This window comes from Pseudomonas sp. gcc21 (assembly GCF_012844345.1).
In the GTDB taxonomy this organism is placed as follows: Bacteria; Pseudomonadota; Gammaproteobacteria; order Pseudomonadales; family Pseudomonadaceae; genus Halopseudomonas.
In genome coordinates, this window is sequence record NZ_CP051625.1 from 1,429,770 (window position 1) to 1,445,701 (window position 15,932).

Sequence of the window (15,932 nt, forward strand, 5' to 3'; positions counted from 1 at the left end):
GGAGAGTTTCCTCTCTATCCGTCTGTCTGAACAGGCGCGCATTGTAAACTTTCCTGTAGGTTCGTCAAGCAGTTAGAAGCGCTTTCGTATAAAAAGTTATCAGGCGACCGAAGCCCCTTAAAGAACCAAACCTCTCCCAGGTCATCGGTCTATGGAGGGTCGGGTTCCATCCCGACCAGCGGACTGACAAATCAACCTATAGGGTTCTAATCAGCACGGCCCTCCGTTAACCAAGCTGCTCTCTGCTCTCTGCTCACTCCTGAACCAACACGGCCGCCTCAACCTCCCCTTCAGCCGCCGATCTAAGCACAAAACAGGACACAGCCGGAACGACCAGCAAAGTCAGCACCGTGGAGGCCAGCAAGCCGGAAATAATCGCCCAGGCCATCGGCGGCCACAACGTCGAAGACGAAAAGGCCAAGGGCAACAGACCTGCAATAGTGGTCGCGGTGGTCAGCAGGATCGGCCGTGTACGGCGGGCCACTGCATCGGCCACCGCCTGGCGGACCGGCACGCCGGTTGCGAGTCGCTGATCGATGACATCCAGCAGCACGATCGCGTTGTTCACCACGATGCCCACCAGCGCAATGATGCCCAGCGTTGACTGAAAGCCAAAGGGCGAGCCGGACAGCACCAACCCCGGAAACACACCTACGGCAGCCAGCGGTACGGTAAGCAGGATGATGCCCAGACGGCGGAACGAATTGAATTGCAGCAGCAGAAAGAACAGTAAGAGAAGAAGCCCGATTGGCGCAGTAGTTGCCAATGCGCGGTTGGCATCACCGGACCCCTCACTGTCGCCCCCCAATTCCTTGCGCACGCCCTCCGGCAATGGAGTCGATTCCAGCTGGCGGTGTAATTGATCGAGTACCTGATTGAAGCTGTAGCCCTCCTCCAGTCCGGCGGTGACGGTATACACCCGTACGCCGTTGCGCTGGCGTATGCCCGCCGGTTGCCAGCTGGCTGCGATATTCGCGACCGCGGTCAATGGCACCATCTCGCCGTTTCCACTAAACACACCGGCTGAAAGCAACCGTTCGACGGACTGGCGCGTCCCCTCGTGGGAGCGCAGCACAATCGGCATCGGATCAAGCTCCTGGCGGTATTGCTCAGCCGTCAGTCCCAGACTGTGAGTAAACAGTGCGCGCGCCACGTCGCTTCGATCGAGGTTGTAGCGCCGGGCCAGCGCGTCATCGACATTCACTTCGAGCACCGGGACGCCGAGATCGATGTCATGCCGGACATCTACCGCACCTGCGGCCGACTTGATGATGCTGAACACCTGCTCGGCGGCGGCAATGCGCACCTGATCATCATGGTGATAAAGCCGGATTTCCACTGGCGCGGCGGTTGGCGGGCCCTGCCCCAGTGTGCTGGCAACCACTTCCAGCTCGGGCATACTGCTCGCTACCCGTTCACGCACCCAGCGGATCACCCCGTCGGTCGCTGCAAGATCCGTGGTATTCACCACCAGCCTGGCGCGGCTCGGCGCCTGGGGTGCACGCAGCAGGTTGTAGTAGAAGCTCGGGCCGGCGGAGCCGACGAACCGGTGCACGCTCTGTACGTGTGGACGCTGTCGCAGTTGTCGCTCCAGATCCGCCGCCACCGACTCGGTGCGCTGCTGATCTGTGCCCTCTGGCATATAGAGTTCAACCACTACCTGCGGGCGGTCGGCCTTGGGAAAGAACTGCATCTGCATGAAGGGCGTCAGCGCCAGACTGGCGATGACCATCATCGCCCCCAGACCGATGATCCAGATTGGATAGCGGGTGCTTAGCCAGGCGAGACGACCGCCCAGTCGTTCCATGATATCGCTGCCATTACCTGCCGTAGGTTTGAGATAGCGGCCAGCGAGCATGGGCGCAACACTGATCGCCAGCAGATAACTGACCGTCAGCGTCAGCATGATCATTATCGGGATGCCGCGCGTAAAATCTGCCGTGCCGCCCTTGGATAATAATAAGGGGGTAAACGCCGCCAGAGTGGTGGCCGTCGAGGCACCCAACGGGCCAGCCAACTCGCGCACGCCGTTAAACACCGCCTGCTGACGCGACTCGCCCTGATTCAATCGGTCCTGGATGTTTTCCACCATAACGATGGCGTTGTCGATGAGGATGCCCAGTGAGATGACCATGGCGATGATCGCAATCTGGTGCAGAATTCCGCCACCCAGGTTGTAGATCCCCAGACTGATCGCCGCCACCAGCGGCAACATGCTGGCCACTAGCAGCCCCATGCGCCAGCCCATGCCGATGAACACCACCAGTACAATAATCAACACGCTGCCCAGCAGACTCCATTCCAAGCCGTCGAGGCGCTGTTTCACCTGGTCAGGCTGAAAGAACATCTCATCGATCTGCAGGGGTGCGAAGTCAGGACGCAGCACCTCAAGCCGTTGGCGGATTTGCTCGCCAAAACGAATCGCATCGACCTGGCCGCGCTGCACAATCAGACTGATCAGCACTGCTTGCTCGCCGTCAAACCAAGCTTTCGGCTGAGCCGGCTCGAGCGGGCCACGCCATACGTCAGCAATCGCTGCCAGGGGAACGCTGCCGCCCTCCGGCAAGGGAATTTGCGTTGAGATAAGTGAATCGATACTGGTGAATTCGCTGTTGGGCAATACCCCGAGCCGCTTGCCAGCCGATACCACGAAACCACCCGGAATCACCTGATTGCGGCCCGCCAGCAGCTCGGCGAGAAACCCGTGGGAAATGCCCAGCCGCTGCATTTCGGAATCCCGCAATGCGATGGTGATTTGCTGGTCCGCTTCGCCATCAAGCTCGATACGCGACAGGCCGGGCACATCCGCCAGCGCCCGTTTGAGCTGCTCCGCCTGCCGGCTCAGATGCACCAGCGAATCACTGCCGCGCACCGCGAGCACGACTGCCGGGATATCGATCAACCGGTCATCCAGCGACATCTGCTGCACGCCATCAGGAAACTCCAACCGCGCACGCTCCATCGCCTGGCGTACACGGTCCCAGGCCGAGTCGGTGTCGTAGATCGCGTCGGCCAGGTTGATCGAAACCAGCGCGACGCCGGTGCGGACAGTTGCGGTGAAATAATCTATTTCTTCCACCTGCGAGAGTTCGTCGGACAATGGCTCAAGTACCAGGCGCTCTACCGATTCAGCCATTGCACCTGGATAGACGACGGTGATCAGGCCGGCCCGATAAGGGAAGCTCGGATCCTCCTGGCGGGCCATGGTGAGATAGGAGGCGACGCCCAGCAAACACAGCATCGCCACAACCAGGCCAATCAGCCGCGGCCGCGCCAGAATGCGCAACGTCATGGCAGCAGCTCCACGCGGTCATTGTCCGCCAACCGCGTCAAGCCCGCGTAGACCACCTGATCGCCCGCTGCCAGCGTGTCGCTGCCGAGCATCGCCAGCTCGCCGCGTACCGATTCTACTTCGACCGGAATCCGCCGCACTTGGCCGTCATTCACTCGAAATACGGCCAGACCATCGGCGGAACGCATAACAGCCGCAAGCGGCACTGCCAGGGCGTCACCCTCGGCACGCTGCAGCCCAACTTCGACTGCATCACCGCTCTGCAGGTCGGCATTCTCGAGACTGACGACCAACGGATAGAGTGCGCTGACCTGCGACGCGCTGCGACCGATTTCCACGACCCGGCCGGTAAACCGGGTATTACTCAAGCCGTTGCGCACGGGCACGCTTTGACCTATCTGCAATGATCCAAGCATTGAGCCCGGCACCCGCACTTCCACTTCCAGCCCGCCGGCGGTAGCGATTCGGAACACCGGTTGCCCCGGCGAGACGAATTCGCCGGGCTCGACCAGCACTGCTTCGACCTGACCGGCAAAAGGCGCGCGCAATTGGCTCTCCATTTGCAAACGCTCGGTCTGCGAGGCAGCTGCCCGGGCGCTGCTGACGCCTGCAAGCAATGCCTCCAAGCGCGCCCGTTGCTGTTCACGCTCATGCGCGGATACCACGCCCTTATCAAACAGGCGCTCAGTGCGCTGCAGATCACGGCGCGCCTGTGAGGCCTGGGCTTCGAGTTCGCGGGTACGGGCAATGGCTGCGTCTCTTGCTGGTTCCAGCTCTGGGTTGTAGAGCCTGGCCAATACCTGGCCGCTTTCCACCGATTGGCCAAGTTCGACGGCGCGGTCGCTCAGCACCCCGCCCACCTGGAACGTCAGGCTGGCGCGTTGGCGGGCACGCACCGCTCCGGCGAAGTACAGTGGCTCGGTTCCAGTCGGCCGAAGCACCTCCGCAACCCGCACCGGGACCGCTCTGCCCTGTTCGCTGGCACTGACACCCCGCTCATCACCGCACCCTGCCAGGCTCGCCATGACGAAGCCCAGACACACGGTCCGAACCAAACGCAACGATGCCTGCGATGAAGTGAACATGCCGAGCTCCTCGAATATGAAATAACGATTTTTGACATACTGTCACTGATTGACACTTTGTCAATATCCAGAGCAGACTCTTTGCCAACACATTGAATACAGCCGTTGAGGAAAGACCATGAGTCGGATTTCGCGTCGAGAGAGAGAGAAGAGCGAGCGCAGAGAACGCATACTGGATGCAGCGGAGGACATGTTTTTCAACAAGGGGTACGAGCGTTGCTCGATGGACGACATAGCCCGCACGGCTGAACTCAGCCGAGCGTTACTCTATGTGTATTTCAAGGACAAGGCAGCGATGTTGCAGGCCATTGTATTGCGCTCGGCGTGCCGGCTGCGCGACCGTTTTGCGGCTGCCGTGCTAGACGAGCAACAGGGCATCGACCAGATCGCCAACATCGCCCGCGCCTATTACGACTTCAGCCAACAGGACACCCACTACTTCGATGTTCTCACCCAGTCGAGCACCTTTGTGCATCTGACGAACGACGAGGAGCATCGCCAGGCGCTGCACGCTTGCGGTACAGAGATCATGCAATTGATGGTCGACGCCCTTGAGGCCGGGCTGGCCGATGGCAGTATCAGCCCGGAGCGGGTAAGCGACCCGCTGCAGACCGCTTACTTTCTGCGCGGCGCATTACATGGCGTGATCATGGAGGTTCGCCATGCGGAACGCCGTACCCTGGAACTGCCGGAGGCCGAGCGTCTGATCAGTTACACCATCGACATGCTCGGCCATTCCATGCGCGGCTGACTGGTCAGTCGGCGCTCGCGAACAGATCACCATCCTTGCGCGGTGGGCAATTCAGGTATTCGGAGGTCGCCAACCAGTGCTCGTCCGGGTAATAAGAAAACATGAACTGTCCGCCCTTCAGGCTATCGACTACCATGTTGGCAATCTCGGGCCTGACAGCGGGACAGCCCTGGCTACGGCCGATCCGACCCTGCCGGGTAATCCAGTCGGGATCCACATAGTCGGCGGGATGGATGACGATGGCACGCTGACGCGCCAGATCGTTTATTCCGGATTCAAGCCCATCCATGCGCAACGAGTAACCGTGCTTACCGAAATAGCTTTCCTGCGTGCGGAACAGCCCGATGCTCGACTGATGGCTGCCTTCGATATTCGAGAAGGCCCGCGCGTAGTTGTCGCCTGATCCTTGCCCATGGGCGACCAGATCCTCTAGCAGCAGCTCCCGCGTATCCAGATCAAAGATCCACAATCGGCGCTCGGAGGAAGGTAATGAAAAGTCGACAACTGCCAGACGGCTGGCGGGTGCCGCGCCATGCGTGATGGCGCATTCCATGGCCGTTACGGCTTTGCTGAGGACTTGCCGGTTGAGCTGAGGAGCAACCTGGGTAAGCTGATCAACCAGCGAGCCGGGTGTATTGGTAGCGGGTGTGACGGCATGGCTATAGCCTGCGCCAAGGCTGATGCATAACACAGCCAATGCGCCGGTGCGGCGCAAGAAACTAAACATCAAGAAGATCCCCCAGGTCTCGAAATGCGAGACCAATCAAGGCAGTAAAACACAACGGGCGGCCAGAAACGGGAAACAATCCGCCGCCTTCCAATGAACCAACCAGCCTTCTGGCAGCCTAAAGCTGTGGCATGGCTGTTTTGCAGGAACGACGCCCGGGTACGCCGGTTCGCACTGCAAACGATGCCGGGAGGTTACCTGTTGTTCAAGAAATGTACAGTATTTTGCCTGACATCTCTGCTTGGCGTGGCCGGCCCTCTCCAGGCAGATCTCCCCCCCGCCGACGCTGTCCGCAACGCCATGGAATTGCCTGTTCGCCCCTTCGCAGAAGGCTGCACGGGCCTTGCAGCGCTGCGCACGCTGGATATTCATGGCGCACTCGGTGCGCTCTACAAGTACAGCGACTACCGCCCGATCTGGAAAACTTCCCGACGAATGGATGTGCTGCGCAGCGAGCTGACAGATTTGTCGAAGGACGGTCTGATACCGACGGAGTACGCCTACGCGCTGCACGCTCGTGCTTCGAAAGATCTCTGTGATGACCTGCGGATCAGCAGTGAGTATTTGCTGGCATTGGAGCACCTGCGCCACGGCCGGTTTGTACAGAACTCGCATGAGCCGGTATGGTTCGCGCCCGGCCAACCACCGAACCTGTCGCCCGGCCTGATCGAACTCGCCGCCGCAGCGGTGGACGACCCCGCCGAGGCGTTCAATCGCGCGCGCCCAGCCATGCGGCTGTACCGACAACTGCGCGCCGCCTATGCCGAGCTGCCGGCTCAGTCCGTTGATTTGCTGCCTCTGCCCGCCGGGCCCACCATCAAGCCCGACAAGGACGATCCGCGACTGCCGCAACTGGCGCGCCATCTGATTTCTCGCGGATACCTGAAAGAGCAGCCATGGCAACGCATCAGCGCCCAACCGCTGCTTTATGACGATAGCCTGGAACAGGCAGTGAGGGCATTTCAGGCTGATCATGCGTTGGAAGTGGACGGGCTGGTTGGCAGACAAACACTGGCAGCGCTCAATATCACTGCCTCCGACCGCCGCCAGCAGGTACGTATCAACCTTGAGCGGCTGCGCTGGCTGAGCGCACTGAAGGAAGATTATGCCGTGCTGGTGAACTCAGCCGGTGGCGATGTCCGCCTGTATCGTGGCGATGAGCGGGTCTGGGCCTCGCGCGTTCAAGTCGGTACTCAGTCACGGCAAACGCCGCTGCTGGTCTCGCGGATCAATCGCCTGACTCTGAACCCGAGCTGGACCATTCCGCCGACCATCCTGCGCGAAGACAAACTGCCCCAGATCCGCAACGACCCGGAATACCTCCAAGCCCACGGTTTACAGGTACTGGATTACTCCGGGCGCCACCTGAATCCGTTGGATATCGACTGGAACAATCCCCGCGGCATCATGCTACGAATGGGTCCCGGCCCGGACAATCCGCTCGGACGCATGGTGTTTCGCTTCCCCAATCCGTTTGCCGTGTATCTGCATGACACGCCGAGCCAGCATCTGTTCAGCCGGGCGGCACGCACGCTCAGCTCCGGTTGCGTCAGGGTGGAATCGGCCGGTGCGCTTGCCGACAGGCTGGTGGCGGAAATGGGCGAGGCGCAGCAGCGGCGGGTCCGGCAATTGCTCGACCGTGGCCAGACCTATGAGCTCGCCGTACCTAACGGGCCACAGCTGATCCTGGGATACTGGACTGCCGAAGTGAACGAAGATGGGCGCCTGACGTACCTGCTTGACCCCTACGAAATGGACTCCGCCCTGATCGAGCGCTTTGAGGAAGCAGACCGGGCCGCCACGGCCAGATTGCCTGCAGTTGAACCTGATCAGCTGCTGTACCACCAACCGTTAACAGACGGTGACGCAGAACGCACCCTGCACTAAGCCAATCAGCCGTGCATGGCAGCACTCAACTTGAAAGCCGTGTTAGCCACTACCTCGGTGGGCTGTCTGTAGCCGCTGGCCATCCAATGCAACGCAATATGAATTACCCCACCCATCACGCCGGCATGCAAGAGTTCGTCAGGCTGGTGGTCGGGGCGCGCCACCACCCGTGTGAGATCCCGGTTCATAGCCTGTAACGCGCGGAAGATGGCCTTGTCCACTGCCGGGCTGATGCCGCGAATCTCAACCAGCAACAGATTCGCGATGAGCGGACGCGCCTTCAATGCCTGGAAATACGCGAGCAGCATCGCCCTGCCCCGCTCCGCCCGGTCCACGCTTGCCCTTTCCGCTGCGCCAGTGATTTCCTCACGCAGGGCCGTTGCGGCCTGCTCGTAGCAGGCAATAAGCAGTTCGTCGCTGTGGGAAAAGGACTCGTAAAAGTACCGCTGCGTCAAGCCTGCCGCGTCGCACACCTGCTTGACGCTGGAATGCCGGTAACCATTGCGGCCATAGACTTCGCACGCAGCATCTATCAGCTGCTGACGGCGTTGAGCCCGGCGGGCTTCAATAGCGGCCCCGCGATAACGCCGCGGCGATGCAGTCTCTGTAGTCATCCCGTCGAATCCAAGCCTGTCTGACAATGTGTATTGTCAAAGCATAAGCGACAATTTAGATTGTCACTACCGCTACTGACGGCAGAACAACGTGAACCAACAAAAATTACAATTAACGCCCACACCCTATGACGTGCTGATTATCGGTGCCGGCCTGTCCGGTATCGGCGCAGCGCGCGCACTCAGCAGCCAGTGTCCCGACAAGCAATACGCCATTCTGGAAGCGCGGCAGGCCATCGGCGGCACCTGGGATCTGTTCCGCTATCCCGGCGTCCGTTCTGATTCGGACATGTATACGCTGAGCTACAGCTTCAAGCCCTGGCTACACCGCAAGGCCATTGCCGATGGGCCGGATATCAAACGTTATATCGAGGAAACCGCGGAAGAATCCGGCATCACCCAGCACATCCATTTCGGGCACAAGGTGACGAACGCAGCCTGGTCCAGCGAAGACGCCTGCTGGACCCTGACAGCGCAAGTGCCCCAGGCCGATGGCCAGATAGAGGAGCGGATTCTGCGCGCCCGTCTGCTTTCACTGTGCGCGGGTTACTACCGTTACGACGAAGCCTATCGACCGGTTTTCCCTAACGAATCCGCATTCACCGGTCAGATCATCCACCCGCAATTCTGGCCCGAAGATCTGGATTACGCCGGCAAGCGCGTCGTTGTGATTGGCAGTGGCGCCACCGCCGTCACGCTGGTGCCGGCCATGGCCAAAACCGCCGCACATGTCACCATGCTCCAGCGCTCGCCCAGTTACGTGGTATCGCGCCCGTTGCAGGATACGATAGCGCAGGGCCTGCAAAAGTGGCTGCCAATGCCCGCCGCGCATGCATTGACCCGCTGGAAGAACGTGCTGGTCGGCAGCTTTTTCTACCGCATCGCACGCAAGAAGCCGGAAATGTTCAAACAACGCATCCTGCAGATGGCCAGGGATGAGCTGGGCCCTTCGGTGGACATCCGGCATTTCACGCCGAGTTATAAACCCTGGGACCAACGCGTGTGCGCAGTACCCGACGGTGATCTGTTCCAGGACATTCGGGAAGGCCGCGCCTCTGTCGTGACTGACACTATCGATCAGTTCATCCCGACCGGCATCCGCCTGGCCTCGGGGCAGGAAATCCAAGCCGACATCATTGTCACCGCCACGGGCCTCAAGCTGAATGCGCTGGGTGACATGACTGTCACGGTGGATGGGCAGGCTGTCGAACCCGGTCAGAGCATGGCCTACAAGGGCATGATGCTCAGCGACATACCCAACTTCATTTTGACCTTCGGCTATACCAATTCGTCGTGGACGCTGAAGGCCGAGCTCACGGCAAACTACACCTGCCGTTTACTGCGTTACATGGACCGCAAGGGATATCGCATCGCTGTGCCGCGGCGCGATCCGCAGGTGCAGGCGGTTCCGTTTCTGGATTTCACTTCCGGCTACGTACAGCGCGCGGCTGATTTGCTGCCCAGGCAAGGTGACCGCAGACCCTGGCAGGTCTACCAGAACTACACGCAGGACAAGCTCACTATCCAATACGGCCGTATCAATGACGGCGTCATGCAATTCCAATAACAGGGACGCTATCCATGCAAATCAATGATTCGGTTGCCGTACTGACGGGCGCTGGGAGTGGGATTGGGCGCGCCCTCGCGCAGTCACTGGCAGGCCGCCGTTGCCATCTGGCACTGGTCGACATCAACCCAGAGGGACTGGCTGAAACCGCTCGCCTGGCCCGCGCGCAGGGTGTGCGTGTCAGCGAACATTGCCTCGATGTCGCCAACCGGGAACATATCGCCGCCCTGCCCCAGGCGGTGCTGGCCGAGCACGGTAAGGTCGACATACTGATCAATAACGCCGGCGTTGCGTTGGGTGGGCATTTTCACCAGGTGTCCGAAGAAGACTTCGACTGGCTGATGGCAATCAACTTCCAGGCGGTGGTACGCCTGACGCGGGTATTCCTCCCGCTTCTGCAACAACGCCCCCAGGCGCGCATCGTGAATGTTTCAAGCCTGTTCGGGCTGATCACCCCCGCCGGGCAAACCGCCTACTGCGCCAGTAAATTCGCCGTTCGCGGGTTTTCCAACGCGCTGCGGCTGGAATTGCAGGGCAGCAACCTTGGGGTAACCGTCGTACATCCGGGTGGCGTGGCGACCTCCATCGCTACCAGTGCACGGCTGGCGTCAGACATCCCCAAGGAAACCGCCGCGCAGAACCTGAAACAGGCGCAGAAACTCCTGCGGATGCCTCCTGAGCGCGCGGCGGAAATCATTGTAAATGGCATTGAGCGCAACAAGGCCCGGGTTCTGGTCGGCAACGATGCGCGGATTCTTTCGTGGATTGAACGCCTCTCGCTGGTGAATTACTGGCGCCTGTTACCCGGCCTGGCCAGAAAATCAACCCAGCCCACCGACCGACGGTAACGCTGTAACGCGCACGCACCTTCAGCCAGTTGACTGACCACCTGAGAAATAAATAGCCCAACCCGGAGCACACCGTCGGGCTGCCTTCTACACTGGCTGAACATAGCTTCACGCACAGGAGGAACATCCCGATGGCAAAGATACTGGTGTTGTATTACTCGATGTACGGGCACGTCGAAACCATGGCAAATGCCGTGGCAGAGGGCGCACGCAAAGTCAGCGGCACGGAAGTCAGCGTAAAGCGCGTGCCAGAAACCATGCCCGAGGAAGCATTCAGGAACGCCGGCGGCAAGGTTGATCAGGCTGCGCCGGAGGCAACCATCGCAGAACTCGTCGATTACGATGCCATCATTTTTGGCACGCCTACGCGCTTCGGCAACATGAGCGGCCAGATGCGTACCTTTCTCGACCAGACTGGCGGTCACTGGGTCAAGGGCGCACTGCATGGCAAGGTGGCCAGCGTGTTCACCTCCACCGGCACCGGCGGCGGTGAAGAGATGACGCTCACCAGCACCTGGACCACACTCGCCCACCACGGAATGCTCATCGTGCCGCTGGGTTACGGTGCGCCGGAGCTGTTTGATATTTCGGAAGTTCGCGGTGGCGGGCCCTATGGTGCGGCGACACTGGCGGGGGGTGACGGTTCGCGCCAGCCGACTGAGGCGGAGTTGTCCATCGCCCGTTATCAGGGGGAGCTGGTAGCGAAGATCGCCGGCAAGCTGAGCGGTCAAGCGGCCTGACGGAGCGAGCTGGATAACGCGTAAGCGCGCAATCAGCCCGCTAACATGGGCCTGTCAGCGCACGACCTCGATCTTCACATTCAGCAGACCCGCAGAGGGGTTGCCGATGCGGGCGAAGGCTGATTTGGACAGATCGATCACGCGCCCTCTTACAAAGGGGCCGCGGTCATTGATTCTGACCACTACGCTCTTGCCGTTACGGGTGTTGGTCACTTTTACCTTGGAGCCGAAGGGCAGCTTGCGATGGGCAGCGGTGTTTGCGCCGTGCCTGTATCGCTCGCCGTTGGCGGTTTTGCGGCCCTGGAACTTGTCTGCATAGAACGAGGCCTGGCCGGACCGTTTATAGCCAACCCACTCGCCCCGGCTGGCCGAGGGCGACGGCGCGGTGGAACAACCGGTCACTGCCAGGATGACGGCAACCAGAGACAGCCATTTGAATAAGTTCATAGCTCAGTTTATTGGAGTGATGGATAACGCTCGGCGACCTGTGTGGGCTCACCGATAGGGCTTGGAACCCTGCGAAAATCTGGCGTAGCGCAGGCGCACTACACCCCCAGGCAGCTATCGCGGTGCAGCGATTCTACCGGCTGGGCTTCGAGCAGTCTGTAACGCACATAAAAAACCGGAGCCAGGCTCCGGTTTTATCAGGGTTTGTCACAATTCGGTCCAACGCAGCACAGTACCGCGCTGCTCACCAACCCCAACATGGCGATACGCAGCGCCTCCCTGGGGGGGTAGCGCGCCTGCGCTACGCCAAGCCCATTAATGCTCGCCCGATCACTGACTCTGCGGATCGTACTGCTTGTCCTTGATGAACAAGGACGGGATTACGCCGCAGATGAAATATGCCGCGCCCATGACCAGGAAGCCCAGGCCAATCGAGTACTGGGTCGCCAGGAAGCCAATGGCTGCCGGGGCGATTGCCGCACCGATACGGCCGATGTTGTAGGCACCACCGACCGCTGTGCCACGGTACCGGGCTGCAAAGCTTTCGGTCATGTAGGTCGCGTTCACACCGTAAGGGATACCGTACAGGAAGCCGAATACCACCAGCATCCAGAGGATATGTTCCGGACTGTGATACAGCACGATCAGCGGCAGGAACAGCGCCGTACCCAGCGCACCGAATGCGTAGACTACCCGACGTCCGAAACGGTCAGCCGCGATACCGGCCAGGACCTTGCCCAGAATCATCGCCGTGTAGGTTCCGACCAGATAGGCCGTCATGGACTTGAAGTTCATCGACAGTTCGGTTTCCAGATACGCCGGCAGCCAGTTGTTGACGCCGTAGTAGCCGAACTGCAGAAAGCCCGCGGTCAGACACCAGAAGATGAACATGCTACGGGCACCTGGATCGCCGAAGATCATCTTGTAGGCGCTCTCGCGCTTTTCCGGCTGCTTGTTTTCGCGCACATCATTGGCGGCTTTGTTGGCCCGTTCAGCCTTGGCCTTGACCCAGGCCGGCGGTTCCGGAACCAAGCGCTGCATGACTATAGCCAGCGTCACCGGAATGATGGCGACAAAGAAGAGATAACGCCAGCCATAGGTCGGCAGCAACCAGCCGGCAAGCAGGGTGGCGACGATGTAGCCCACCGACCAGCCAGCCTGCAACGTGCCCAGAACGGTGGTGCGAAACCGGGTCGGTACGTATTCGGCCATCAGGGTATTACAGGCGACGTAGAGAGCGCCGAGCCCAAGGGATGAGACGAAACGGAACACCGCGAACTGCCAATAGTTCTGGGTAAAACCCAGCGCGCAAGTGCCGATCGAGAACAGCACAATGGTCCACACCACGGTCTTGACCCGACCGAAACGGTCACAGGCCCAACCGCCGTATATGCCGCCAATAGCCATGCCCGCGAGCGTAAAGCTGCCCAGGCTGCCGGCTTGCATATTGGTCAGGCCAAATTCCTGCTTCAGGCTGGTCAGACTGTACGACAGCAGCATGAGATCTGCGCCATCGATCAGCAGACCCAGGAAGCAGAAGATAAAAACGATAATCCAGATGTTGTTCTTGACCGGCGCAGCAACGGCGGTCTGAGCGGTAGATTGCATAAACTTACCCGGTGGTTGAGGGACAGGCCCTCTACATTCTGATGGTGAGGTTCGGGTTCGCTGACGACTCGCTACACCCTGATGCGAATCGCCAACCAGCCCAGAGGGGTTTCTTAGTTAGCCTTCAACACTGCGGATCATATTGCGGGCGATAATCACCTGCTGGATCTGGGTAGTGCCTTCGTACAGACGGAACAAACGAACGTCGCGGTAGAACCGCTCGATGGCGTATTCACTGATATAACCGGCGCCGCCATGAATCTGCACACCACGATCAGCTACCCGGCCACACATTTCGGTCGCGAACATCTTGGCGCAGGATGCTTCAGTGCTGATGTTCAGCCCCTCGTCACGCTTACGCGCAGCGTCCAGCACCATGCAGCGTGCGGCGTAGATATCCGCCTTGCTGTCAGCGAGCATGCCCTGTATCAACTGGAAATCAGCGATACGCTGTCCGAACTGCTTGCGCTCAACGGCATACCGCAGTGAATCATCGAGCATGCGTTCAGCAGCACCAACGGACAGCGCCGCGATGTGCAGGCGGCCCTTGTCCAGCACCTTCATGGCTGTCTTGAAGCCAACGCCTTCCTTGCCGCCGATCAGGTTCCCGGCGGGCACGCGGACGTTGTCGAAGATGACATCTGCGGTATGAGCGCCCTTCTGGCCCATCTTCTGGTCCGGTTTGCCGATGGTCAGGCCCGGCGTGCCGCGCTCGACGATAAAGGAGCTGATGCCGCCAGCGCCCTTGATATCGGGGTTGGTGCGCGCCATGACGGTGTAAATGCCGGCATGGGGTGCGTTGGTAATGAAGCGTTTGGTGCCGTTGAGCACATAGAAATCGCCATCCCGCACCGCAGCAGTTTTCAGCGAGGCAGCGTCGGAACCCGAATCGGGTTCGGTCAGGCAGAAGGAGCTCAGGTATTCACCGGCTGCCAGCTTGGGCAGGTAGTGCGCCTTCTGCTCCTCGGTGCCATCCAGCAGGATGCCGATGGAGCCGATACCGTTATTGGTACCGATATACGAGCGGAAGGCAGGTGAGGTACGACCCAGCTCAAAGGCGATGTTCACCTCCTCTTCCATGGTCACACCCAGGCCACCGAACTCCTCGGGGATGGTCAAGCCGAACAGACCCATTGCTTTCATCTGCTCGACGATATCCGCAGGAATCTGGTCGGTTTCCGCCACTTCGTGTTCACGCGGGATCAGCTCCTGCGTGACGAACTGGCCGATGGAATCGAGCAGAATACCCAGCGTTTCCGGATCACGAATCATATGTTTCTCCTGATTGGCCTGCATGCAGGCTGGTTATCCACACTACGTAACCCGGACCGTGGTCAGCGGGTAGCGGATCCTATGTTAGTTACCATGTTTACAAGCCGAGGCCCGATGTCGTCCTCAAGCTTGTCCTGTGGCAGATGAAACCCCGGTCCGCCACAGTTGAATGCCAACAATCCGTGTTCGGCATGCAGCATCGGGACAGCGACAGAATTGATGTCCCGGTGCCATTCGCCGATCGACAGGCAATACCCGAAGTCGGCGAAATCACGGAAGGAGCGCTCCAGCGATCGGCGTGTAGACGGCCACTGGTCCCCCATGGTCCCGCGCAGATGATCCATCATGTAATCGCGCTCCGCCTCTGGCATGGCCGCCAGCGTAGCCCTGCCCACGGAGGTGAAACATATCGGCAGGTAGGTGCCGATATGCCGCCGTGTGCTCATGTTCGCCTTTCCGTAGGCGACATCCAGATAAACCATTTGCAACCGGTCGCGGGCGGCCATTGCCACAGAGGCTTCTGAATAGGCAGCCATTTCCTCCATCAGCGGATGCGCCGTAGCGCGAACCGACAGATTCGATAACAGCGCATAGCCAAACCCCATCACGCCCACATCCAATTGATACTTACCGGTCTGCGGCTGCCGCTTGAGGCAACCAAGACGCATCAGTGTGTGTGTCAGGCGCGTGACCGTAGCCTTCGGCAAGCCGGTCTTGTTCACCAGGTCCTGATTACCCAGCATGGTTTCTCGCGGGTTGAAACAGCGCAAAATCTCCACGCCCCTGGCCAGTGCCGTTACCAGATGGCGATCCTTTGCCTCATCCTCAACGGTGCTCATCGGATCCAGCATCGCTGTTTCGATACTGGATCTGGCGTTGTTATCCACTTCGCTCATGGCTTCGGGCTCTCCGAGAGGGGCGCATGTTAGCGCCAGTTTTTATAAGATTTCAACAAAACAAAACGCAGTACTGCACAGTGGAACTGCCTGAGATTCGGAGCCGAATTGTGTTCCACAATGCAGAAGCTGTCCAGACGGGCTTATACCAAGGTCTATACCGCCTGCCGGATAGAGCCTTTACTCCCCCTGCTGTGC

The 15,932-nt window shown here is 59.9% G+C and carries 13 protein-coding genes; 5 read left to right on the plus strand and 8 right to left on the minus strand.

Features of this window, described 5'->3' with window-relative positions:
- Positions 1-253: 253 nt before the first annotated feature.
- Together HG264_RS06715 and HG264_RS06720 are read right to left on the minus strand one after the other, a co-directional pair.
- Positions 254-3,292: an efflux RND transporter permease subunit gene (locus HG264_RS06715; protein ID WP_169406940.1), complete on the minus strand. Its 3,039-nt coding sequence runs from the start codon at positions 3,290-3,292 to the stop codon at positions 254-256.
- The gene (locus HG264_RS06720; RefSeq protein ID WP_169406941.1) at positions 3,289-4,377 is read right to left on the minus strand and encodes an efflux RND transporter periplasmic adaptor subunit; all 1,089 of its coding nucleotides are present in this window, start codon (positions 4,375-4,377) and stop codon (positions 3,289-3,291) included. Before HG264_RS06720 ends, HG264_RS06715 begins: the two co-directional genes overlap by 4 nt.
- A gap of 118 nt (positions 4,378-4,495) precedes the next feature.
- Between HG264_RS06720 and HG264_RS06725 the strand changes: the two genes are divergently transcribed.
- Positions 4,496-5,128 (plus strand): TetR/AcrR family transcriptional regulator, encoded by a 633-nt coding sequence (locus tag HG264_RS06725; protein WP_169406942.1) that lies wholly within the window; start codon positions 4,496-4,498, stop codon positions 5,126-5,128.
- Between the two features lie 4 nt (positions 5,129-5,132).
- Here HG264_RS06725 and HG264_RS06730 read toward each other — a convergent pair whose 3' ends face one another.
- Positions 5,133-5,855, minus strand: coding sequence for a murein L,D-transpeptidase catalytic domain family protein (locus tag HG264_RS06730; RefSeq protein ID WP_169406943.1), 723 nt, complete (start codon positions 5,853-5,855; stop codon positions 5,133-5,135).
- 201 nt (positions 5,856-6,056) lie between these two features.
- Between HG264_RS06730 and HG264_RS06735 the strand changes: the two genes are divergently transcribed.
- Positions 6,057-7,742 (plus strand): murein L,D-transpeptidase, encoded by a 1,686-nt coding sequence (locus HG264_RS06735; protein ID WP_169406944.1) that lies wholly within the window; start codon positions 6,057-6,059, stop codon positions 7,740-7,742.
- Positions 7,743-7,747: 5 nt separating this feature from the next.
- Here the strand turns inward: HG264_RS06735 and HG264_RS06740 are convergent, their stop codons facing one another.
- Positions 7,748-8,356, minus strand: a complete 609-nt coding sequence (locus HG264_RS06740; protein ID WP_169406945.1) for a TetR/AcrR family transcriptional regulator — start codon at positions 8,354-8,356, stop codon at positions 7,748-7,750.
- A 91-nt stretch (positions 8,357-8,447) separates the two neighbouring features.
- Here HG264_RS06740 and HG264_RS06745 point away from each other — a divergent pair, with 91 nt between their 5' ends.
- The 3 genes from HG264_RS06745 to wrbA all read left to right on the plus strand — a co-directional run bounded on the left by HG264_RS06745 (position 8,448) and on the right by wrbA (position 11,511).
- On the plus strand, positions 8,448-9,923 hold the full coding sequence (locus tag HG264_RS06745) for an NAD(P)/FAD-dependent oxidoreductase (protein ID WP_169406946.1): 1,476 nt from the start codon (positions 8,448-8,450) through the stop codon (positions 9,921-9,923).
- 14 nt (positions 9,924-9,937) lie between these two features.
- A complete protein-coding gene (locus tag HG264_RS06750; protein ID WP_169406947.1) occupies positions 9,938-10,771 on the plus strand; it encodes an SDR family oxidoreductase in 834 nt (277 codons plus the stop codon).
- 131 nt (positions 10,772-10,902) lie between these two features.
- The gene (gene wrbA / locus HG264_RS06755; RefSeq protein WP_169406948.1) at positions 10,903-11,511 is read left to right on the plus strand and encodes an NAD(P)H:quinone oxidoreductase; all 609 of its coding nucleotides are present in this window, start codon (positions 10,903-10,905) and stop codon (positions 11,509-11,511) included.
- Positions 11,512-11,565: 54 nt separating this feature from the next.
- On the opposite strand, the gene HG264_RS06760 is transcribed toward wrbA, so the two are convergent.
- The 4 genes from HG264_RS06760 to HG264_RS06775 all read right to left on the minus strand — a co-directional run bounded on the left by HG264_RS06760 (position 11,566) and on the right by HG264_RS06775 (position 15,734).
- Positions 11,566-11,958, minus strand: a complete 393-nt coding sequence (locus HG264_RS06760; RefSeq protein ID WP_169406949.1) for a septal ring lytic transglycosylase RlpA family protein — start codon at positions 11,956-11,958, stop codon at positions 11,566-11,568.
- 330 nt (positions 11,959-12,288) lie between these two features.
- Positions 12,289-13,566, minus strand: coding sequence for an MFS transporter (locus HG264_RS06765; protein ID WP_169406950.1), 1,278 nt, complete (start codon positions 13,564-13,566; stop codon positions 12,289-12,291).
- 117 nt (positions 13,567-13,683) lie between these two features.
- Complete coding sequence (locus HG264_RS06770; RefSeq protein WP_169406951.1) at positions 13,684-14,838, minus strand: acyl-CoA dehydrogenase family protein; 1,155 nt, start codon at positions 14,836-14,838, stop codon at positions 13,684-13,686.
- Positions 14,839-14,900: 62 nt separating this feature from the next.
- Positions 14,901-15,734 (minus strand): IclR family transcriptional regulator, encoded by an 834-nt coding sequence (locus HG264_RS06775; RefSeq protein WP_169406952.1) that lies wholly within the window; start codon positions 15,732-15,734, stop codon positions 14,901-14,903.
- Positions 15,735-15,932 lie beyond the last annotated feature (198 nt).